This is a genomic window from Micromonospora avicenniae (assembly GCF_900156065.1).
GTDB classification, from domain to species: Bacteria; Actinomycetota; Actinomycetes; order Mycobacteriales; family Micromonosporaceae; genus Micromonospora; species Micromonospora avicenniae.
Window position 1 is genome coordinate 64377 of the sequence record NZ_FTNF01000024.1, and the last position, 21075, is coordinate 85451.

At 72.0% G+C, this 21075-nt stretch carries 17 protein-coding genes; 6 read left to right on the forward strand and 11 right to left on the reverse strand.

The genetic code is table 11. The features are described 5' to 3' along the window. Positions 1-426 precede the first annotated feature (426 nt). The gene (locus BXA10_RS25920; RefSeq protein WP_245828500.1) at positions 427-1470 is read right to left on the reverse strand and encodes a YihY/virulence factor BrkB family protein; all 1044 of its coding nucleotides are present in this window, start codon (positions 1468-1470) and stop codon (positions 427-429) included. 518 nt (positions 1471-1988) lie between these two features. Here BXA10_RS25920 and BXA10_RS25925 point away from each other — a divergent pair. Both BXA10_RS25925 and BXA10_RS25930 read left to right on the forward strand, forming a co-directional pair. Next, positions 1989-2303, forward strand: a complete 315-nt coding sequence (locus BXA10_RS25925) for a PadR family transcriptional regulator (protein ID WP_076473460.1) — start codon at positions 1989-1991, stop codon at positions 2301-2303. Continuing rightward, the gene (locus tag BXA10_RS25930) at positions 2300-2641 is read left to right on the forward strand and encodes a hypothetical protein (RefSeq protein WP_076473461.1); all 342 of its coding nucleotides are present in this window, start codon (positions 2300-2302) and stop codon (positions 2639-2641) included. The genes BXA10_RS25925 and BXA10_RS25930 overlap by 4 nt, the downstream gene beginning before the upstream one ends. A 74-nt stretch (positions 2642-2715) precedes the next feature. Here the strand turns inward: BXA10_RS25930 and BXA10_RS25935 are convergent, their stop codons facing one another. After that, the gene (locus tag BXA10_RS25935; RefSeq protein WP_139338148.1) at positions 2716-3243 is read right to left on the reverse strand and encodes a hypothetical protein; all 528 of its coding nucleotides are present in this window, start codon (positions 3241-3243) and stop codon (positions 2716-2718) included. 263 nt (positions 3244-3506) lie between these two features. On the opposite strand from BXA10_RS25935, the gene BXA10_RS25940 reads away from it, so the two are divergent. Next, complete coding sequence (locus BXA10_RS25940) at positions 3507-5720, forward strand: TRAP transporter permease (protein ID WP_084753285.1); 2214 nt, start codon at positions 3507-3509, stop codon at positions 5718-5720. Beyond that, positions 5717-6736: a TAXI family TRAP transporter solute-binding subunit gene (locus tag BXA10_RS25945; protein ID WP_076473464.1), complete on the forward strand. Its 1020-nt coding sequence runs from the start codon at positions 5717-5719 to the stop codon at positions 6734-6736. The genes BXA10_RS25940 and BXA10_RS25945 overlap by 4 nt, the downstream gene beginning before the upstream one ends. A gap of 22 nt (positions 6737-6758) precedes the next feature. Here BXA10_RS25945 and BXA10_RS25950 read toward each other — a convergent pair whose 3' ends face one another. Together BXA10_RS25950 and dnaG are read right to left on the reverse strand one after the other, a co-directional pair. Then, positions 6759-7295: a hypothetical protein gene (locus BXA10_RS25950; protein ID WP_076473465.1), complete on the reverse strand. Its 537-nt coding sequence runs from the start codon at positions 7293-7295 to the stop codon at positions 6759-6761. After that, complete coding sequence (gene dnaG, locus BXA10_RS25955; RefSeq protein WP_076473466.1) at positions 7296-9164, reverse strand: DNA primase; 1869 nt, start codon at positions 9162-9164, stop codon at positions 7296-7298. It abuts the gene before it with no gap. 134 nt (positions 9165-9298) lie between these two features. On the opposite strand from dnaG, the gene BXA10_RS25960 reads away from it, so the two are divergent. After that, positions 9299-10495, forward strand: a complete 1197-nt coding sequence (locus tag BXA10_RS25960) for a low temperature requirement protein A (protein ID WP_084753287.1) — start codon at positions 9299-9301, stop codon at positions 10493-10495. A 47-nt stretch (positions 10496-10542) separates the two neighbouring features. On the opposite strand, the gene BXA10_RS25965 is transcribed toward BXA10_RS25960, so the two are convergent. The 7 genes from BXA10_RS25965 to ppdK form a co-directional block, all read right to left on the reverse strand. Then, positions 10543-10794 (reverse strand): helix-turn-helix transcriptional regulator, encoded by a 252-nt coding sequence (locus BXA10_RS25965; protein ID WP_076473468.1) that lies wholly within the window; start codon positions 10792-10794, stop codon positions 10543-10545. A gap of 10 nt (positions 10795-10804) precedes the next feature. After that, entirely contained in the window at positions 10805-11656 is an 852-nt protein-coding gene (locus BXA10_RS25970; RefSeq protein ID WP_076473469.1) for an ABC transporter permease, read from the reverse strand. Further along, on the reverse strand, positions 11653-12627 hold the full coding sequence (locus BXA10_RS25975) for an ABC transporter ATP-binding protein (protein ID WP_076473470.1): 975 nt from the start codon (positions 12625-12627) through the stop codon (positions 11653-11655). Before BXA10_RS25975 ends, BXA10_RS25970 begins: the two co-directional genes overlap by 4 nt. Positions 12628-12780: 153 nt before the next feature. After that, positions 12781-13611 carry a siderophore-interacting protein gene (locus BXA10_RS25980; protein ID WP_076473471.1) on the reverse strand — a complete coding sequence of 277 codons (831 nt, stop codon included), beginning with the start codon at positions 13609-13611 and terminating at the stop codon, positions 12781-12783. Positions 13612-13626: 15 nt separating this feature from the next. Continuing rightward, positions 13627-14901, reverse strand: coding sequence for a deoxyguanosinetriphosphate triphosphohydrolase (locus tag BXA10_RS25985; RefSeq protein WP_076473472.1), 1275 nt, complete (start codon positions 14899-14901; stop codon positions 13627-13629). Between the two features lie 9 nt (positions 14902-14910). Beyond that, the gene (locus BXA10_RS25990) at positions 14911-15261 is read right to left on the reverse strand and encodes a VOC family protein (protein ID WP_076473473.1); all 351 of its coding nucleotides are present in this window, start codon (positions 15259-15261) and stop codon (positions 14911-14913) included. A gap of 195 nt (positions 15262-15456) precedes the next feature. Further along, a complete protein-coding gene (gene ppdK, locus BXA10_RS25995; RefSeq protein WP_076473474.1) occupies positions 15457-18165 on the reverse strand; it encodes a pyruvate, phosphate dikinase in 2709 nt (902 codons plus the stop codon). A gap of 287 nt (positions 18166-18452) precedes the next feature. Here ppdK and BXA10_RS26000 point away from each other — a divergent pair, with 287 nt between their 5' ends. Continuing rightward, positions 18453-20258, forward strand: a complete 1806-nt coding sequence (locus tag BXA10_RS26000; protein ID WP_425436118.1) for a beta-N-acetylhexosaminidase — start codon at positions 18453-18455, stop codon at positions 20256-20258. Positions 20259-21075 lie beyond the last annotated feature (817 nt).

Here is a 21075-nt window from a genome sequence, read left to right on the forward strand (position 1 = left end):
GCACGACGAGGCGGCCGGCGATCGCCGACTCGACCGGCTCCGGCCTGCGGCGGCAGCGGCATGGGACGCGCCGGCGGCAGCGGCATCCAGGCTTACCGGAGCGCCCACCTGCCAAGCGGAGGCGCCCGTGCCAGGGTCCGCGCCCGTGGTGACGTCGGATGCGCCGCAAGCTGGCCCGACGGCCGCCGGTGGGGACATCGCCCGCCTGGAGAGCCGGACCGCGGGCTCCTCCTACCGTGCGGCGAAAAGACCGGATCGCCGCGCGGCGGGGCCCCGCGCCGACCGCGTCGAATACGAACGACGATGCTTCCGGCGGGTGCCGGCACCGGTTCCCTCTCCCGCAGCTTTCCGCGTGACGCCGACGATTCCACGCGCACACCGGTCAGCGGCAGGCGGTTCCTTGGCCAGGACGGATGGGCCCGCTCGTCACTCCTGGCGTCGACGCGCCGCCTTACGGAGCTTGCGGTCGTCGCGCAGCTCCACGTACGGCTCCTCCTCGGCGGCGTGACCGGCCGAGATCGCGCGGCCGCGCTCCAACTCGGCTTGGAACTCCGCGCCGAGCAGGATCGCGATGTTGGTCAGCCAGAGCCAGACCAGGAAGATGATCACGCCGGCGAGGGTCCCGTACGTCTTGTTGTACGAACCGAAGTTGCTCACGTAGACCGCGAACAGTCCGGACACCACCAGCCAGATCACCACGGCCAGCACCCCGCCCGGGCTGACCCAGCGGAAGCCGCCGTGCCGGGCGTTCGGCGAGGCCCAGTAGAGGATGGCGAACATCAGGCTGACCAGGATCAGCAGGACCGGCCACTTGGCGATGTTCCAGACCGTCACGGCCGTGGAGCCGAGCCCGATCGCCTCGCCGGCCGCCCGGGCGAGGCGGCCGGTGAAGACGACGATCACCGCGCTTATCAGCAGCATCACTCCGATCACGGCGGTCACGCCGATCCGGGTGGGCAGCGTCTTCCAGATCGGCCGCCCCTCCGGCACGTCGTAGATGGCGTTCGAGGCACGCATGAAGGCGGCGATGTAGCCGGACGCGGACCAGAAGGCACCGAGCAGACCGAGTACCGCGCCGGCGCTGGCCAGTCCCCCGGACTTCTGCGCCTGCTCGATCGCCCGTTCCAGGATCTGCTGGATGTTGCCCTGCGGGATGGCCTGGCCCACGGTGTCCTTGACGCCTTCGGTGGCCCCCGACCCGAGCAGGCCGACGATGGAGATGAGCACGAGCAGGCCGGGGAAGATGGAGAGCACGCCGTAGTAGGTCAGGGCGGCGGCCCAGTCGGTCAGGTTGTCCCCCTGGAACTCCTTCACCGTCCGGCGCAGCGCCGCCAGCCACCCGGTGCCCGGCAGTTGGGCGGGGCTCTCCGGGCCCGCCTCCGGCCCGGCCGGCTCCCGGGTTCCCTGACGGCGGTCGGCGGCCGCCCGCGCCGCGTCGTCGTCACGGTCGGGTCGCTTGTCGGCGGCCATTCGCCCCTCCTCGTCGTCGCGTTGCCTTGCGGGCATGCCCCGACGAAACGACGGGTAACCACCTACCCGTGGAGCAATGGCCCCATCCGGCGCGATGCCATCAGCGGTCCCATCGCCACCACGCGTCGAACGTGTCGTGCGCCAGCAGGAGGGCGGCGTCCGTGGTGAGGATGCCGGGGGTGACGTACGGCCGGCGAGGATGCCATGCCCACCCCAATATCGGGCAATCGGTGCGATTGACCGCCGGTCGAACCGGACAATCCGCCCCGGCGTGGGGTCGGCGGTGACGTGATCGACTCGGCTTCCTTAAGTCGCGGTAATCCGACGCCGCGGACACCCCGACATCAATGACCCCGAGTCGATCAACCTCACCGGGCGGAGCACCGCACCGCGCGCCACCTGCAACGCCGTCGAGCGGGGGAGCACCCCTGGGTGCCCGCTACGCCTGCGAATCGACCTTACGGCCGTTGATTCCGTATCCCCTGGACGTGCTTAAACTACATAGGTAGCCTGGATGCGTGGAGCCACTCGGACGCCTCGGCGGCGCGACGGTCGACGTACTTCGCGTGTTGGTGGACAGCGACCGGCCACGATGGGGGTTGGAGATCATCAAGCTGACCGGGCGTCCCTCGGGCAGCGTCTATCCCCTGTTGGAGCGGCTGGAGCGCAACGGCTGGGTCACGTCGCACTGGGAGGAGACCGAGCGCCGCGGTCCCCGGCGGCGGATGTACGAGCTGACCGCCGACGGCGCCCCGGCGGCGCGGCGGGTGTGCGCACAGGCCGCGACGCGGGAGGCACGGCAGCGTCCCGCACGGCTACGGGAGGCGCGATGACACCGTCCACCCGCGTCGCGCTCGTCGTCCTGCGCTGCACGGTGGCGCTGCTTCCCCGCGACCTGCGTGCCCGCTACCTCGAGCAGTGGGAAGCCGACGTGCGCGGTGCTACGGACCTGGGCATGTCTCCACTACGTCTCGCCGCCGGCACCCTCGGCGCCGCAGCCCTGATCGCCAACGCCGACCGAAAGGGAACACGGACCATGCAGCCCATCGGCCCTCTCGCCCTCGCCCTGCGCCTGCTGGGCGGCGCCAACGCGCGCCGCCACGCCGCCGCTCTCGCCGCCGTGCTCGCGTTGAGCCTGCTGACCGGTGTCGGCCTGCTCATCGCCCGCTGACGCGCACCCGCGCCGGACTGTGCTCTGCCAACGCGAGCCGGCGCGATGACCGACGACAGCACGAGCCCGCGGGTTCAGCCGCGGACGCTCCGCACCAGCGATCGCAGGGCGTAGCCGAGCAGCAGAGCTCCGGCGCCGGTGCCCGCGACGACGCCGGCCGGCACCCCCGTCAGCAGCCCGGCCACCGCCACCGCGCACGTCGCGACGCCGAGGTGTCGCAGCAGCGGGCTGCGCAGCAGCGGGGCGAGCGGGAAGAAGTGCAGCCCCACCACGGCGCAGACCAGCACGGGGATGTACTCCGACCAGCCGGCGACGGCCAGTGCCGCAGCGCCGAGCCCGGCGAGGGCGAACTCGGCCACGACGATCAGGAGGTAACGACGGTCGCCAGCCCGGTCACGCGGACCGGCCGCCGCGCCCCGGGACCGCGCCGTGACGACACCACCGGCGACCGCGGTGAGCAGCGCCGCCACGCTGCCGGCCACCAACAGGCCGCGCAGTGGCTGCTCCGCCGCCGGGACGCTGAACCAGACGGTCGCGAAGATGCCGAGGTAGAGAGCACCCAGCCCTTCCTGCCGCCGCCAGCCGGTATCCACACTCGACAATGATTTCCCCCTCGTGGGTTCGCCAGGAACCGCGCAGTTGATCTTATGGACGCCGTCCCCGCGCCGCTGCCCCGATCCGGCGCGGGTGCGGCCGGTGAGACACGGGAAGAAGCCCTCCGGGCCGCGGCGAGGTCGCCGAACCTGCTCACCTCGGTCGATGCACCCGCCAACCATCAATCGACGTGTATCGTCCGGTTGTGGCGCCCACCCGCTCCTCTGACGGTTCGCCGCCGACGCCCCGCCGCCCCGCCTCGACGGAGGCCATGAACGGCCCGGCCCAGGCCGCGAACGACCCGGCCGAGCCCGGCTCAGGCCCTGCCCGCGCGTCCGGGGACTCCGACCCGCCGGGCGACACCGTCCACCCCGGCCCGGACGCCATCCCTGACGAACAGCACGGTGGGCAGCCCGGCGGCGCGGCGCGGCGCGATCCGGACGGGTTGCCCGAACTGGCCGCACAGTTCGAGGACGAGAAGCCCGGTCGCGTACTCACCGGCTCGGCCAACCTGCTCGTCGGCGCGGCGGCGGTGGCCGTCGGCGTACTCGCTCTCTGGCAGGTCTTCCGACCGTTGCCCCAGGGCAGCAAGTACTACCTGATCATCTTCCTGGCGGGTGTCCTGCCGCTGGTCTTCCTCGCCTACCCCTCCGGCCTGCGGCTCCGGCCGGGCCGCGGCGGTACGGCGGCGACCAGGTCGCGGCCCACCGCGGCGGACTGGTCACTCGCCGCGCTCGCGCTGGTCGCCTGCCTCTACCCGGTGCTGCCGATCCCGTTCGGCTCGGGCGGCGGCGGCTACGACGCCTTCCTCGACCGGCAGGGACTGCTCGCCCCGGCCGACCTGGTGATGGGCACCGGGCTGCTCGTGCTCCTGCTCGAGGCCTGCCGGCGCACCACCGGTTGGATCCTTCCCGCGGTTTGCCTGCTCTTCCTCGGCTACGGCTACTACGGCGGCCTGCTTCCGCAGTCCTGGCCGGTGGCCCACGCCGGGCTCGACTTCAGCCAGATCATCGACGCCTTCTACAACTCCGACAGCGGCTTCTACGGCACCCCGCTGGACGTCGCCGCGTCGTACATCGTGCTCTTCACCATCTACGGCGCGGTGCTGGACCTCTCCGGCGCGGGCCGGTTCTTCGTCGACCTGTCCACCGCGGCGTTCCGCCGGTCGCGTACGGCCGCCGGGCGCACGGCGGTCGCCTCCGGGTTCCTGCTCGGCACCGTCTCCGGTTCCGGAGCGGCGACGACGGTCAGCATCGGGGCCGTGACCTGGCCGATCCTGCGGCGGGCCGGCTACCCGGCGGAACGGGCCGGCGGCATGCTGGCGGCCGCCGGAGTGGGCGCGATCCTCTCCCCGCCCACGCTCGGCGCGGCGGCGTTCATCATCGCCGAGTACCTCGGCGTCTCGTACCTGCAGGTGCTCGGCTGGGCAACCGTGCCGACCGTCCTCTACTACCTCGGCATCCTGCTCTCCGTGGAGATCGACGCCCGCCGCTCGGGCGTACGGGCGGTGTCCGTCGACGCGGCCTCCCCGTGGCGGCTGCTCGGTCGGTTCGGCTACCACTTCGCGTCCCTCATCGTCATCATCGTGCTGCTCGCCGTGGGCATGTCGGCCACCCGGGCGGTGGTGCTCGCGACCGTGCTGGCCGCCGCGCTCTCCTTCCTGGACCGCGGCCATCGGCTCACCCCGCGCCGGCTGGCGAGCGCCCTCGCCGGTGGCGTACGCGGAGTCCTGGCCGTCACCGCCGTCTGTGCCGCCGCCGGAATCATCACGGCGACCACCACCAAGACAGGGCTCGGTCCGCAGGCGGCGGCGCTGCTGGTGGACGGCGCCCGGGTGGTCACCGACGACCCGGTCGTGGTGCTGGTGCTGACCGCGGTACTCGCCGCGCTCGCGCTCACCCTGCTGGGGCTCGCCGTGCCGGTCACCGCCTCCTTCGTGATCGGCTGGGTGATCATCGGGCCGGCACTGCTCAACCTGGGGGTGGCCGCGCCGGCCGCGGCGATGTTCGTCTTCTACTTCGCGGTGCTCTCCGAGGCGTCGCCGCCGACCGCGCTCGCCGCCGTCGCCGCGGCCGCGGTCACCGGCGGCCGGCTGGTGCCGACCATGTGGCAGACCCTGCGCTACGCGCTTCCGGCGTACCTCATTCCGATCGCCTTCGTGATCACGCCCGCGGGGCGCGGGCTGCTGGGCATCGGCGGGCCGCGCCAGGTCCTGACGGCCACCGTGGTCCTCGCCCTCAGCGTCGCGGTACTCGCCGTCGCGGCCGGCGGTTGGCTGCCCGGAGTAGGGCCGGCCGGCGCCCCGGAACGCGTGCTCGCCGCGCTGGCCGGGGTGGTCCTGCTCCGGTTGGAGCCGGTGTCGGTGGCGATCGGTGTCGGACTGTCGGCCGCGGCGGTCGCGGGGGTGCTCGTACGACGCGGATCCGCCGGTCGGTCCGGCGGGCAGGCCGGGACACCGGCTGAGCTGAGGGAGGTAACACAGTGAGCGGGAGAAGCGTTCGGCTCCTCGCGGGCGTGAGTGTGCTCGCCATCGCGGCCGCGGGAGTGGCGGGTTGCGGCGGCCGGCAGGGTGGGGCGGCCCAGGACGACACCGCCAGTGAGGTCACCTGTGAGGTGGCCCGGGACACCCGGGTCGGGATCGCCACCGGGAACTCGACAGGCGTCTACTACGTGGTCGGCAACGCTCTCGCCGGTCAGCTTCCCGATGCCACCGGCGGCCGGCTGACCGGTACCGCCGCCGAGACGGGCGCCTCGGTGCAGAACATCGAGCAACTCGTCGCCGGACAGTACGACGTCGCCTTCTCGCTCTTCGACACCGCGGTCAACGCCGTCCAGGGCAAGGAGAGCTTCACCTCCGCGCAGCCGGTGCAGGCGCTGGCCCGGATCTACGACAACTACACCCAGGTCGTCGTACGCAACGACGCCGGCATCTCCTCCGTCGCCGACATGCGGGGCAAGCGGATCTCCACCGGCTCGCCGAAGTCCGGCACCGAGGTGATCGCCCACCGGCTGCTCCAGGCGGCGGGCCTCGATCCGGCCAAGGACATCCAGGCGCAGCGACTCGACCTGACCAAGACCGTCGAGGGGATGAAGGACGGCAGCATCGACGCCTTCTTCTGGTCCGGCGGGCTGCCCACCGGCGGGGTGACCGACCTGTTCACCACCGCCGGCGACAAGGTGCGGTTCCTCGACATCACCCCGCTGCTGCCCAAGATGGCCGAGCTGAACCCGGCCTACCAGGCCGGCACGATCGGCCGGGACGCGTACCGGACGGCGGCGGACACCCCGACGATCGTGGTGCCGAACGTGCTGCTGGTACGCACGAACCTGGACGCGAACGTCGCCTGTGCCATCACGCGAACCCTGTTCGATCACAAGGACGCGTTGGTCCAGGCGAACCAGGCCGCGGAGGGGATAACCCTGGAGAACGCCCGGCGGACCGACCCGGTGCCGCTGCACCGGGGCGCGGAGAAGGCATTGCAGGACCTGGGCGCCCGCTGACCCGCCGGCGGCTCCCGCCGTCTCAGACGTCGGCGGGAGCGGTCGCGGCTCGGGCCGCCACCACCAACCGGTCGGTCTCGGCGGTCACCTCGACGTCGTCCGGCAGGGTCCCCGGGTCGTACCGGACGGTCCAGGTCAGACCGTCGACGCCGGGGGCACGGCGGGCGGCGATCCGGCCGGCACCACCGGCCATCCGGTGGTGCTGGGTGTACGCGACGGACCGGGTGACCCGCGCCCGCACCTGATGCGGCACGTCACCCGGGTCGAGCAGCAGGTACGTCTGCGGCGCGGCGTCGGCGACCACCAGGTAGCCGTCCCGCTCGGCGACCAGCTCGGCCGGTGTGACGGTCAACTCACGGCCGGACCAGCCCGCCTTGATCACCTCGTGCCAGCGCAACCGCTCCGCCCGGCCGGGCAGCCAGAGCCCGAGGTTGGTGGCGACCAGAACGTCGCCGTCCGCACCGTCTCCGGCCGCGGCCCAGGCGAGCACCCGCTCGTCCCGGTCGAGTGGCGGCCGGTCGGCCGGGCGCAGCTTGGGCCGACGGTTGAACAGTCCCATCTACAGCCCTCCCGCGGCCTGTTCCCGCAGCGCCCGGGCGTGCTGCTCCAGCGAGAGCAGCTCACCGAAGAGCGCGAAGTACTCGTCCTTGTTGCTGATCGGGTTGATCCGTTGGATCCGGGACTTGAGGTCCTTGATCCGGGCGGTCACCGATCCCCACTGCAGCCGGGCCACGGTCACCGAGACGTACCGGGGGTCCGGCTCGCCGTCGATCCGCAGCGGCTCGACGGCGAGTTCCGCGACGAGCGCCTGGCCGGCGAGGTCGGCACAGGCGTCCCGGACCGACTCGATCCACACCGCCCCGCCGGGCGCGGCCGCCGCCCCGCCGGCCGCCGCGATCGCCTCGCGTACCGCCACGTGGACGGGGTGCCGGTATTCGGAGGCCTCCACCGCGTCGAACATCGGTCCGGCGAGCACCGGCTGCTGGAGGGCGAGCTTCAACGCCTCGCGCTCGACCATCGACTGCGGGCTGTCCACGGCCGGCCCGGCGGCGGGTCGGGGCGCCCGGGCGGTTGTCTCGCGACCGTCCGCGCCCGATGCCGCGGTCTGCACCGCCCGCTGCACCGGCTCGATCTCCATGCCCAGGTCGCCGGCGAGCTTACGGATGTACTCGGGCCGCTTCTCCCGGTCCTTGATCTTGGCGACCAGCGGCGCGGCCCGGCGCATCGCCTCCACCCGCCCGTCGACGGTGTCGAGGTCGTAGCGGCTGATGACGTGCCGCAGCGCGAAGTCGACCAGCGGCTCGCGGCGCGCGACCAGGTCGCGTACGGCCAGGTCGCCCTTGGCCAGGCGCAGCTCGCACGGGTCCATGTTGTCGGGGCTGACCGCGATGAAGGTACGCCCGACGAAGCGCTGGTCGTCGTCGAACGCGCGCAGGGCCGCCTTCTGCCCGGCGGCGTCCCCGTCGAAGGTGAAGATGATCTCGCCGGCCACGGCGTCGGTGTCGAGCAGGAGCCGGCGCAGCACGCCGATGTGGTCGGCGCCGAACGCGGTGCCGCAGGTGGCCACGGCAGTGGTGACGCCGGCCAGGTGACAGGCCATCACGTCGGTGTAGCCCTCCACGACGACGACTTTGCCCTGCTTGGCGATCTCCCGTTTGGCCTGGTCGATGCCGTAGAGGACGTGCGACTTCTTGTAGAGCGGCGTCTCGGGGGTGTTCAGGTACTTCGGGCCGTCGTCATCGTCGAAGAGCTTGCGCGCACCGAAGCCGATCACGTCTCCGGTGAGGTCCCGGATCGGCCAGAGCAGCCGGCGGCGGAAGCGGTCGATGAGCGATCCCGACCGGGCCGGACGCGACAGCCCGGCGGTGACCAGCTCGTCGGCGGTGAAGCCACGCTGGCGCAGATGCTTGGTGAGCTGGTCCCAGGCGTCCGGGGCGAAGCCGCAGGTGTACCGCTCGGCGGCCGCGCGGTCGAAGCCACGCGAGGCCAGGAACTCGCGGGCCGGTCGGGCGGCGGCGGTGGTGAGCTGGGACTGGTAGAACTCGACCGCGGCGGCGTGCGCGGCGACCAGCCGCTGCCGCTGCCCCTGCTGTGGCCGGCTCCGCGACGGGCCCGAGTCGGTCTCCACGTACCGCAGCTGGATCCCGGCGCGGCCGGCGAGCCGCTCGACCGCCTCGACGAAGCTGAGATGGTCGGCGTCCATCAGGAACTTGATCGCGTCGCCGCCCGCACCGCAGCCGAAGCAGTACCACACGTTGCGTGCCGGCGACACGTTGAACGAGGGGCTCTTCTCGTCGTGGAACGGGCACAGCCCCTTGAGGTTGCCGCCGCCTGCGGACCGGAGCGTCACCGTCTCGGAGATGATCTCCTCGATCGAGGTGCGCTCGCGGACCAGCGCGATGTCCTCGTCCCGGATCCGCCCCGCCATCGGCCACCCCCTCGGGTTACATCCTGCCCTGCCGGACCGACGATCCGCCGCCGGGGGCACGCCGGGTGAGCCGGATCGCGAGGAGCTTGTCCAATCCGTCACAGGTACCGACCCGGTGCGGCGAGCATGGGCAGATGAGGAGGTGGCAGAAGCGGACGGCAGGATGGGGCCGACGGGTCCTGGGTCGGCCGATGGCCACCGGCGACGAGGCCGGCCACCGGCACGCCACCTGGTTCGAGCTCTTCTTCGACGTGATCTTCGTCTTCGCGCTGGCGGCCGTGGTGGACCGGCTCGGCGAGGACACGACCCCCCGGCCGAGCAGCGTGATCACGGTGTTCGGGCTCTTCCTGGTGGTCCAGTGGGCCTGGGTGGGGCACGCCTACTACGCCACCCGGTACGAAGCGGATGATCTGTCGCACCGGCTGTTGCTACTGCTCGCGCTGCTCGGCGCCGGGGCGATCACCCTCGGCGTGGACGAGGTGCCCACCGGCGAGATGCTGCCGGTCGGCTACCTGATCGTCCGTGGCGTGCTGCTCCTGCTCTACCTCCGGGGCCGCCCCGACACCGAGGTGGCCCGGATGGGCACCCGCGTCTATCTGATCGGCTTCGGGCTCGGCTGGCTGATCTGGCTGGCCTCGCTGGCCGCCCCCGGGCATCTGCGGCCGGCGTTCTGGATCACCGGCACGGCGATCGAGCTCGTCACGCCCTGGTTCGGCTACCGCTGGCTGAGCCGGTGGCCGGTGGACGTCCGGCACCTGCCGGAACGGGTCGGCCAGTTCATCATCATCGTGCTCGGCAGCACGGTGGCCAATCTGCTCGCCACCGTGCCGAACCACCCCGACCAGAAGATGGCCCTCACCGCGGCGCTGGCCTTCACCGTGCCGGCGGCGATCTGGTGGATCTACGCCACCTTCGTCACCAGTGGCATCCCCATCCACCGGCTGCGCGGCGGCCAGCCCTACGCCTACCTGCACTACCTGCTCGGTGGCGGCCTGCTGTTGCTCGGCTGGGCGCTCGGGCAGGCGGTCCGGACGGTCCATCGCGACGAGGCCCTGACCACGGAGGTACGCCTGCTGCTCGCCGGCTCGATCACCCTCTGGCTCCTCTGCGGGTTGGGCCTGTACTGGCTGGCGATCCGGGTCTCGCCCGGCGCCACGCTGCTCGCCGCGTACGGCATCGGCTCGGCCTGGGCGATCACCTTGATGGTCTCCTCGCCGTTCCTGCTGCTGGTGCTGCTCTGCGCGGCGATCGTCGGGTACGCCGTGTTGTTCACCTTCATGCTGGCCAGGGAACGGATCGCCCCGGGGACGGAGCTCACCGCTACCGACTGACCCGGCATCCGGGGTGGGTCACCGCGGCGCGCCGGGCCGGCCGGCGGTCACGCCGAACGGCCGACCTCCGCGGGGGCGTCACCGATGCGAGGGAACGGTTCGATCGAGAAGACCACCTCGACCGGCACCTCGAAGTACGCGGCGATCCGCAGCGCCAGGTGCAGGCTGGGGCGGAACTCGCCCCGTTCCAGGTAGCCGACCGTCTGGTAGTGCACACCCAGCGCGTCGGCGAGCTGCCGCCGGGAGATGCCCCGCTCGGCCCGCAGCACCGCGATGCGGTTGTGCACGGTCTCGCTCATCGCCGTCCTCTCAGATGATCTGCTGCATGGCCCGCTCCCGGCGTGCGGCCACCCGGGAGCCGGACTCGCGGCGGGCCATCCGCCGCAGCACGACGGGGGCCAGCACGAGCCCGAGCACCGCCCACGCGCCGAGCACGCCGAACGTCTCCAGGTGCCGCCACGACCCGCCGACCTCGACCGCGGCCAGCGCGTCCGGCAGCAGCGCCGAGCGCATGCCCAACCCTAGCCAGTAGACCGGGAAGGCCTGGGCGACGGCCTGGAGCCAGCCCGGGTAGCCGTTGATCGGGTAGAAGATGCCGGAGAGCGCGATCAGCCCCATCATCGGCAGCATGACCAGCCCGAGGTTGCGCGGGTTCTCGATCAGCGACCCGATGACCGCGCCGAGGGGCAGGGTGGCCACCAGGCCGAGCACCGCCACCCAGAGCAGGGTGAGCCAGGCCGGCGCGCTGGTCAGCCGGAGCCCGTCCACGAGGAACAGCGACGGGACGAGCTGGATGAGCATGCTCACCAGTGCGACCGTCGACATCAGGGTGAGCTTGCCGACGAGGTAGCCGAGCATGCCGTTCGGGGTGGCCTTGGCTCGCAGCAGCGTGCCGTCCTCGCGCTCGACGACGAGCTGCTGGGCGAGCGTGATCAGGCCGCCGAAGGCGAGCCCCATGCCGAGGACGCTGGGCAGCGTACGGGAACCGAGGGAGAAGTCCGTGCCGGGCACCGTGGCGCCACGCATGAAGAAGATGGTGACCAGCAGTACCAGGGTCGGGAAGGCGTAGCCCCACAGGTCCTGTGCGTTGGTGAAGGTGTTGCGCAGCTCCGTCGTGCCGCGCCGGAATCCGGCCCGCACGGCCGCCGCGGTCGGGTTCATGCCTGCCTCCCCTGCTGCCACGCCCGGGCCGCCGCGCTGCCTCGGGCCCCGGATTCCTGCTCGTAGACCAGTGCCATGTACGCGTCCTCCAGGTTGGGCCGGCGGACCTCCAGTTCCTGCACGTCGTCGCCGTACTGCCCGAACAGGTCGCGGAGGAAGGCCGTGGCGTCGGCTGCGGAGTGGACGAAGCGCTCGCCGTCCCGGGTCCAGCGGATCTCCGCGTTCCCGGCGACCCGGCGGGACAGCTCGTCCGGCGAACCGTCAGCGATGATGCGGCCGCCGGCCAGGATGAGGATCCGTTCGGCGAGCTTCTCCGCCTCGTCCAGATCGTGCGTGGTGAGCAGGATCGTGGTGTCGTCCAGGTCGGCCAGCCGGTGCACCAGCTCGTGGAACTCGCGACGGGCGGCCGGGTCGAACCCGACCGTCGGCTCGTCCAGGAAGAGCAACTCGGGACGGCCCACGATGCCGACGGCCACGTCGAGCCGACGACGTTGGCCCCCGGAGAGCTGGCCGACCCGTTTGCGGGCATTCCCGGCGAGACCGACGGCGTCCAGCAGTTCGTCGACCGGCCACGGCCGGCGGATCCGGTCGGTGGAGTAGGGGGCGTAGAAGGCGCCCAGGTGCGCCAGCAGCTCCCGGACCCGCCACTTGCCGTGGTCACGCCAGGACTGGAGCACCACCCCCATCCGGGCGCGCCAACGCTCGTCGCCCCGGCTCGGGTCGACGCCGAGGACCCGGACATCTCCCGCGGAGCGCATCCGGAAGCCTTCGAGGATCTCGATGGTGGTGGTCTTGCCGGCGCCGTTCGGGCCGAGCAGCGCGAGCACCTCGCCGCGCCGGGCGGTGAGGTCGACGCCGTGCAGCACGTCGACGGTGCCGTAGCGCATGCGCAGGTCGCGGACGTCGAGAACGACGTCTCCGTCGGGCGGGTGTGGAGCGGCAACGGTTCCTGGGAGCTCGACGGCGGTCATGACCCCTCCCTGGCTGACGAACTACTACGCCAGAATGTAGCACCTCTACTACATCTCGGGGTAGACACACTGCCGCCCACTGATTCGCCATTCCGGGCCGGAGACGCCAGTGGGGTGGGACACCCGCCCCACCCCACGATGCGTACCGTCAGCTCAGGCGGCCAGCGCCTCCTCGGCCTCCGCCTGCCGCCGCCACGCGGGCTTGCAGGCCCGCCAGCTCTCGTCGTCCATGCCCCGGCGCCAGTAGCCGGAGATGGAGCACATCTCCCGGGGCACGCCCCGCTCGACGCGCAGCAGCCGACGCAGTTCCTTCACGAACGTCGCCTCGCCGTGCACGAACGCGTGCACGGTGCCGGGCGGGAAGTCGAACGTCCGTACGGCCTCCACGAGCACCTCGCCCACCGGCCGGGCGGCCCGGTGCAGCCAGTAGAGCTCGACCTCTCCCCGGCTGATCAGCGGCAGCTCGTCGGCCGGGCCGTCGACCTCGACGAAGACCTTCGCCGGCGCGCCGGACGGCAGCCGCTCCAGCGACGCGGCGATCGCCGGCAGGGCGCTCTCGTCCCCGACCAGCAGGTGCCAGTCCGCCGCCGGGCTCGGGGCGTACGCGCCACCCGGGCCGACGAAGTACACCGGATCGCCGGGACGCAGGCCGGCCGCCCAGGGCCCGGCGAGCCCCTCGTCACCGTGGTGCACCACGTCGACGGTGAGCTCCCCGGCTCGCGCGTCCCATGCCCGCACGGTGTACGTCCGCAGGCGTGGCCAGTGCGAGCGCGGCAGGTCGCGGCGGACGGCCTCCAGGTCGTACGGCGACGGGTGGGCCACGTGCGGCTGCGGGAAGACCACCTTTATGTAGTGGTCGGTGAACTCGCCCACCGGCAGGCCGGTCAGCTCCTCACCACCGAGAACCAGCCGGATCAGGCGCGGGGCGGGCCGCTCGACACGCGCTACCTCGGCCCTGGTGACCTTCGTACGGCGCTCCGTCATATTGGTTAGGTTACCCTAACCTTCTCCGGCCGCCGGGCGGGGTCCGCCATCTCCGGCCAGGCGAGCGTGCCAGGCGACCGCAGCGGGGTCGGTCAGCGAGGCGACCTGGTCGATCACCACACGAAGCCGCGCGTCGTCGTCCGGGGCCGCCCGCCACAGCGGGGCGAAGACCGGGTCGAGCCCCTCCGGCGCCCGGGCCACCAGAGCGGCGACCAACTCGGCGAGCACCTGCCGCTGCCACTCGTACCGGGCGCGCGCGCCGGGGCGACGCATCACGTAGCGCAGCGCGATCCCCTTGAGCAGCGCGCAGCGGGCCCGCACCTCCCGGGGCAGCACCAGGTCCGCCGCGTACCGGCGGTGCGGGCCGGGGCCGAAGCGGTCCTCCGTGGCGGAGACCGCGGTGGAGACGAAGCGGCCGGTCAGCACGCTGGTCGTGGCCTTGAGCGCAGCCTGGGCGCGGTGGCTGCCGTCGTAGCCGACGAGCGGAGCGAGCACCGGATCGGCGAGGAGGTCGACCAGCACCTCACCGAGGTCGGCCGTCGACTCGCGGGAGTAGCTCGCCGCCACGTCGGCGCAGAGCGCGGCACGTTCGCCGGCGTCGTCGAGCAGTGGCCGCAGCGACACGTACCCGCTATGGATGCCGTCCTCGACGTCGTGGACCGAGTACGCCACGTCGTCCGCCCAGTCCATCACCTGCGCCTCCAGGCAGCGCTGTTCCCCGGGCGGCGCGCCGGCGCGGATCCAGTCGAACACGTCGGCGTCGTCGGCGTACACGCCGAACTTGCGGCGCTCCGGGCGGCGCGGCCACGGGTACTTGCTGACCGCGTCGAGCGAGGCACGGGTGAGGTTCAGACCGGCGGAGGAACCGTCGGGGGCGAACACCTTCGCCTCCAATCGGATCAGCACCCGCAGCGTCTGCGCGTTGCCCTCGAAGCCGCCGCAGTCGCTGGCCAGCAGGTCCAGGGCGGCTTCGCCGTTGTGCCCGAACGGCGGGTGCCCGAGGTCGTGGGCGAGCCCGGCGACGTCCACCACGTCCGGGTCACAGCCCAGCCGGGCGCCCATCTCCCGGGCGATCTGCGCGACCTCCAGCGAGTGCGTCAGCCGGGTACGCAAGAAATCGTCGGTGCCCGCCGTGTGCACCTGGGTCTTCGCGGCCAACCGCCGGAACGCCGCCGAGTGCAGCACCCGGGCGCGGTCCCGCTCGTACGGGGACCGGCCGTGCCCGGTGTCCTTGGGCGCTTCCGTGACCCGCCGCTGCGCGTCCGGCGTGTCGAACGGCTGCCCGCTCAACCGGTCGTCCTAGTCACGTTGCCGAAGTACGCAGAACTCGTTGCCCTCCGGGTCGGCGAGTACCGTCCAGTCGACAGCGGCCTGCCCGACGTCGACGTGGCGTGCACCCATGTCGACCAGCCGCTCGACCTCCGCCTCGCGGTCGTCGGGACGCAGGTCCAGGTGGAGCCGGTTCTTGGTCTCCTTGCCCTCGGTGACCGGCACGAAGACAATGCCGGGAAGCCGCTCCGGCGACTGCCGGATCTCCACCTCGTCGGGCTTCTCGGTGACGACCTGGTAGCCGAGGGCCTCGGCCCACCACCGGGCCAGCCGGGGCGGATCGTGGGCGTCGACGGTCAGGCTCTCCCAGACGCTGGTCATGCAGCCACCTTCCGCATCGACGGAGTACGAGCGAGCCAAGGTTACGCCCACGACCGCCGCGCGGCTTGCCGGCGATACCCGCTCGCGGGATGACAGTTCCCGGGTCGGGGCCGGGTGAATCCGCCACGGCAACCCGGATCCGGCCGCGCCGGACAAGCCGGCGGCGGGACGTCGACCGCCCCGCCGCCGGCCCGGTCAGCGGCTGTCCGAGCCGGTCGTCTCGACGGCCGCTCGACCCGCCTCCAGCCGTGCCACCGGCACCCGGAACGGCGAGCAGGAGACGTAGTCCAACCCGACGGAGTGGAAGAAGTGCACCGAGTCGGGGTCGCCGCCGTGCTCGCCGCAGACGCCGAGCTTCAGCCCGGGTCGGGCGGCCCGGCCCTCCTCGGCGGCGATCCGCACCAGCCGGCCCACGCCGTCGCGGTCGATCGACTCGAACGGCGAGATGCCGAAGATCCCCAGCTCCAGGTAGCGCCAGAAGAACGCGCCCTCGACGTCGTCGCGGGAGAAGCCCCAGGCCATCTGGGTCAGGTCGTTGGTGCCGAAGGAGAAGAACTGCGCGGCCTCGGCGATCTGCCCGGCGGTCAGCGCCGCCCGCGGTACCTCGATCATCGTGCCAATCAGCACCTCGACGCCGCTCTCCCCGACCACCTCCGCGATGATCTTCTCGGCCTCGGCGCGTACCGTCTCCAGCTCCTGCACCGCGCCGACCAGCGGGACCATGATCTCCGGGCGGGGGTCGCCGCCGCGCTGGGCGCACTCGACCGCGGCCTCGACGATGGCCCGGACCTGCATGGCGAAGAGACCGGGGATGACCAGGCCGAGGCGGACGCCGCGCAGGCCCAGCATCGGGTTCTCCTCGTGCATCCGCCGCACGGCGGCGAGCAGCGCCTCCTCCTTGGCCACGTCCTCACCGCGCTCCTGGGCCACCGCCACGTTGACCGCGAGCTGCTCCAGCGGCGGCAGGAACTCGTGCAGCGGCGGGTCGATCAGCCGGACGGTGACCGGCTGGCCGTCCATCGCCTTGAAGATCTCCACGAAGTCGGCCCGCTGCAACGGCAGCAGCGCGGCGAGGGCGTTCTCGCGTTCGTCGTCGGTGCGGGCCAGGATGAGCCGCTCGACCAGCTCCCGGCGGTCGCCGAGGAACATGTGCTCGGTCCGGCACAGCCCGATGCCGCCGGCGCCGAAGCGCCGGGCCCGAGCGGCGTCCTCGGCCGTGTCGGCGTTCGCGCGTACGGTCAGCCGCCGCCGCTGGTCGGCGTGCGTCATGATCCGGTGTACGGCCCGGACCAGCGGGTTGTCACTCTGCTCGGCGTCGAGCGTGCCCTCGAAGTACTGCACCACCTCGCTGGGCATGACGGGCACCTCACCGAGGTACACCTTCCCGGTCGTGCCGTCGATCGAGATGACGTCGCCCTCCTCGACCGTGTGCTCGCCGACGGTGAACCTCCGCTGCGGGATGTTCACGTCCAGCTCGTCGGCTCCGGAGACGCAGGTCTTGCCCATCCCTCGGGCCACGACGGCCGCGTGGCTGGTCTTGCCGCCCCGCGAGGTGAGGATTCCCTTGCTCGCGATCATGCCGTTCAGGTCGTCCGGGTTGGTCTCCCGGCGGACCAGGATCACCGACTCGCCCTGGGCGGCCAGTTCGACGGCCCGGTCGGAGCTGAAGACGGCCTTGCCCGACGCCGCGCCCGGCGAGGCACCGACGCCCTTCGCCACCGGGTCGAACTCGTGGTCGAGCCGGAACCGCGGGAACATCAGCTGGGCCAACTGGGCGCCGTTGACCCGGTGCAACGCCTCGTCCAGGTCGACGAGCCCCTCGTCGACGAGCTGGCCGGCGATGACGAAGGCCGCGGCCGCCGTACGTTTGCCGACCCGGGTCTGCAGCATCCAGAGTTTGCCGCGCTCGATGGTGAACTCGATGTCGCAGAGGTCCCGGTAGTGCTCCTCCAGCCGGGCCATGTAGCCGAGCAACTCGTCGTAGGACTTCTTGTCGATCCGCTCCAGCTCCTGCAGCGGCACGGTGTTGCGGATGCCGGCGACCACATCCTCGCCCTGGGCGTTGGCGAGGTAGTCGCCATAGATGCCCTGGGCGCCACTGGCCGGATCGCGGGTGAACGACACGCCGGTGCCGGAGTCCGGACCCAGGTTGCCGAAGACCATCGCCACCACGTTGACCGCCGTGCCCAGGTCGGCCGGGATGCGCTCCTGCCGCCGGTACACCACCGCGCGCTCGGCGTTCCATGACTCGAAGACCGCTCGGATGGCCAGGTCGAGCTGTTCCCGCGGCTCCTGCGGGAACTCGCGCCCGGTGTGCTTGGCGAAGATCTTCTTGTACGCGTCGACCAGCCCGCGCAGGTCCTCGGCGGCCAGGTCGAGGTCGTCCGTGGTGCCCCTGGCGCGCTTGGCCTCCTCCAACGCGTGCTCGAACTCCTCGCCCGGCACGTCGCAGACGGTCTTGCCGAACATCTGGATCAACCGGCGGTACGAGTCCCAGGCGAAGCGGTCGTTCTGTCCCGCCTGCGCGCTGAGGCCGACCACGCTGCGGTCGTTGAGGCCCACGTTGAGGACGGTCTCCATCATTCCCGGCATGGAGAACTTCGCGCCGGAGCGGACGGAGACGAGCAGCGGGTCGTCCGGGTCGCCGAGGCGCCGGCCCATCTCCCGTTCGAGGGCCTCCAGGTGCGCCTCGATCTGGTCGGCGAGCCCGGCCGGTTCCGCGCCGGTGGCGAGGTACGCCTTGCAGGCCTCGGTGGTGATCGTGAAGCCGGGCGGCACCGGCAGACCGAGGTTGGTCATCTCGGCCAGGTTGGCGCCCTTGCCGCCGAGCAGGTCCTTGAGGTCCTTGTTGCCCTCGGCGAAGTCGTAGACGTACTTGTGATCGACCGTCTCTTGCGCTGCCACCAGAGCCTCCCGCGCGCCATCGACACTTAACGAAGGTTCAGTTCGGACATACCCCGGGCGCGATCGCCGTTAATCACGGCGTCGTCAGCGATCGGTGGGCGAAGGTTAAGCGAAGTTCGGGTGGCCTGGGGCCGTTCGGTGACAATAGGCACAGCCATCACCACTATCCGCGTTCGTACCGGTTTTTGGGAACGGTCCCACGCGCACGATCACGCAGAGACCACTGCCCGCCGTACCCTTGACGGCACGCATTTCGGTGAACGTCATATTTGCCACAACCGACGCGAATACACCCCGGAGCCGCCGCCGTGTCGTCCCTCCCCTCCGCCGCCGACCGCGAGCAGATGTCACTGCGCACCCCCGCCGCCGGTGACCTCGCCCGGACCGCCGCCCAGGTCGCCGGCGACCTGCTGACCGCCACCACCCCGGTACGACTCACCGACGTCGTGCCCATGCCGGAACAGGTACGTCCGGAACCGGCCGACGACCACCAACTGGCCGCCGACACGGTGATCCAGGTCAGCTCCGGCACCGCCGCGCTCGCCGTCGCCGAGCACCTCGCCGCACTGCTGCGGCCGGCCACCGGCTACCCGCTGCCGGTGACCGGCACGGCCGATCTGGAAACGGACAGCAGCATCGTCCTCGCGCTCACCGAGGACGACACGCTCGGCGCCGAGGGATACCGGCTCGCCGTGACCCGCGCCGTCGTACGGATCACGGCAGCGACCCCGGCCGGCCTCTTCCACGGCGTACAGACCCTGCGTCAACTCCTACCGCCCGCCATCGAGAGCCGCACCCCGGTCGCCGGACGCTGGGTGCTGCCCGGCGGATCGATCGTCGACCGGCCGCGGTACCCGTACCGGGGCGCGATGCTCGACGTGGCCCGGCACTTCTTCCCGGTCGCCGACGTGCTCCGGGTCATCGACCACCTGGCCCGGTACAAGCTCAACCGCCTGCACCTGCACCTCACCGACGACCAGGGCTGGCGGATCGCGGTACCCGGCTGGCCCCGCCTCACCACCGTCGGCGCGGCGACCGAGGTCGGCGACGGCCCGGGCGGGTACTACACCACCGCCGACTACCAGCGCATCGTCACGTACGCCGCAGCCCGGCACATCACCGTCGTACCCGAGATCGACCTGCCCGGACACACCAACGCCGCGCTGGTCGCGTACGGTGAACTCGCCCCGGACGGCGCCACGCCACCGCCGTACACCGGCACCGAGGTGGGCTTCAGCTACGTCGACCCGACGAGCGAACGGACCTACGAGTTCATCGCCGACGTGCTCGGCGAGGTGGCCGCGAACACCCCCGGCCCGTACCTGCACATCGGCGGCGACGAGGCGTTCAAGGTGAAAGGCGCGACGTACACGGGCTTCGTCGAGCGGGTGCAGCGCATCGTCGCCGACACCGGCAAGAGCACTGTCGGCTGGCACCAGATCGCCCCGGCGGCGCACACCGAAGGACGGATCCTCCAGTGGTGGGGCACGAACGGCGACGACCCCGCCACAGCCGAGGCGGTACGCCGCGGAGCACGGCTCATCCTCTCCCCCGGCAACCACGCCTACCTGGACATGAAGTACGCCCCGGACACCCCGCTCGGGCACGACTGGGCCGGACTGATCGACGTACACCGGGCGTACGACTGGGACCCGGGCAGCCACGTCGCCGACGTACCGGCCGAGGCGATACTCGGCGTGGAGGCCCCGCTCTGGACCGAGTCGGTGACCTCGCTGCCGGAGATCGAGTTCATGCTCTTCCCCCGGCTGCCCGCGATCGCGGAACTGGGCTGGTCACCGCAGTCGACGCACAGTTGGGCCGGGTTCCGGGAGCGGCTGGCCGGGCACGGCCCACGCTGGGCGGCCGCCGGGATCACGTACCACTCGTCCCCGGAGATCCCCTGGCCGGCGGCCCCTGCCGAAACCACAGCTCCGGCGACGACCTCGCCCGCCGGCGTCCCGACGACGCCAGCCACCGGCCCGGCGACGACCCCGTCCCCAAGCGTCGCGACGACACCGGCCACCGATCCGGTGGCGGAGAGCACGCCGATTCCTACCCAGAGGACATCGGAAACCGCGATCGATCCGGTCTGACACCCGATCGGCACGCAGACCGACAGCCGAAGGGCGGTGCGCAGCGGCCCAGCGCTCCGACCGGGCTACAGCGCTCACTCGACCGAACCGGCGCGATCGCCTGGATCGGCGCGACCAGCCGGATCGGCGCGATCGACGCGACCAGCAAGGCCAGCACGATCGACGCGATCGACGCGACCGGCCGGATCGGCGCGACCGGCCGGGTCGGTGCGACCGACGCGGGTCGACGGGACCGGGCGCGACCAGCGGGATCGACGCGATCGAAGCGATCGGCGAGATCGGCGAGATCGGCGAGATGATCGACTCGGGCTCATTGATGTCGGGGTGTCCCAGACGCTGGGTTACCGCGACTTCCTCGAAGCCGAGTCGATCACATCACCCGCCGCCCAACCTGGGCTATTTGTCCGGTTCGGCAGGGTGGCCGGCCAGGCGGGATGTCCGGTTCCGGGACGGCTGTCCCGTTCCCGAGGCCACCCCGGCGGAATCATGCCGCGAGCCGGGTCGTTGAACATGGCGTGCCGCGCGACCCCGGGTCGCCGGCGCCAGGCGGAGAGCCCCAGCCGGGAACACCACCGGCCCTGAGCTCGTTGAATCCCCCGGCCGCCGCAGCCCCCACCGCGCGGCAACCCCGCGGAGCCGCGCGCCAGGCGGAATGACCGGCCGGCCCCCGCCGTTACACCCCGGAGCACCCGAGCAGGCCACGCCGCCGGGCATCCCCCCTTGTCTTCACCGTGCGACACCCCCATGCCGCACGCGCACCCCCGAACAGAGAGGCACACACCATGCGTACCGATCTGATCCGCAAGACCGTCCTCAC

Excerpts from the sequence above, each read along its gene's own strand:
- BXA10_RS25960 (WP_084753287.1), top strand. The coding sequence starts at position 9,299 with ATGAGGAGGTGGCAGAAGCGGACGGCAGGATGGGGCCGACGGGTCCTG.
- BXA10_RS25940 (WP_084753285.1), top strand. The coding sequence starts at position 3,507 with ATGAACGGCCCGGCCCAGGCCGCGAACGACCCGGCCGAGCCCGGCTCA.
- BXA10_RS25975 (WP_076473470.1), bottom strand. The coding sequence starts at position 12,627 with ATGACCGCCGTCGAGCTCCCAGGAACCGTTGCCGCTCCACACCCGCCC.
- BXA10_RS25990 (WP_076473473.1), bottom strand. The coding sequence starts at position 15,261 with ATGACCAGCGTCTGGGAGAGCCTGACCGTCGACGCCCACGATCCGCCC.
- BXA10_RS25965 (WP_076473468.1), bottom strand. The coding sequence starts at position 10,794 with ATGAGCGAGACCGTGCACAACCGCATCGCGGTGCTGCGGGCCGAGCGG.
- BXA10_RS25950 (WP_076473465.1), bottom strand. The coding sequence starts at position 7,295 with ATGGGACTGTTCAACCGTCGGCCCAAGCTGCGCCCGGCCGACCGGCCG.
- BXA10_RS25930 (WP_076473461.1), top strand. The coding sequence starts at position 2,300 with ATGACACCGTCCACCCGCGTCGCGCTCGTCGTCCTGCGCTGCACGGTG.
- dnaG (WP_076473466.1), bottom strand. The coding sequence starts at position 9,164 with ATGGCGGGGCGGATCCGGGACGAGGACATCGCGCTGGTCCGCGAGCGC.
- BXA10_RS25980 (WP_076473471.1), bottom strand. The coding sequence starts at position 13,611 with ATGACGGAGCGCCGTACGAAGGTCACCAGGGCCGAGGTAGCGCGTGTC.
- BXA10_RS25920 (WP_245828500.1), bottom strand. The coding sequence starts at position 1,470 with ATGGCCGCCGACAAGCGACCCGACCGTGACGACGACGCGGCGCGGGCG.
- BXA10_RS25970 (WP_076473469.1), bottom strand. The coding sequence starts at position 11,656 with ATGAACCCGACCGCGGCGGCCGTGCGGGCCGGATTCCGGCGCGGCACG.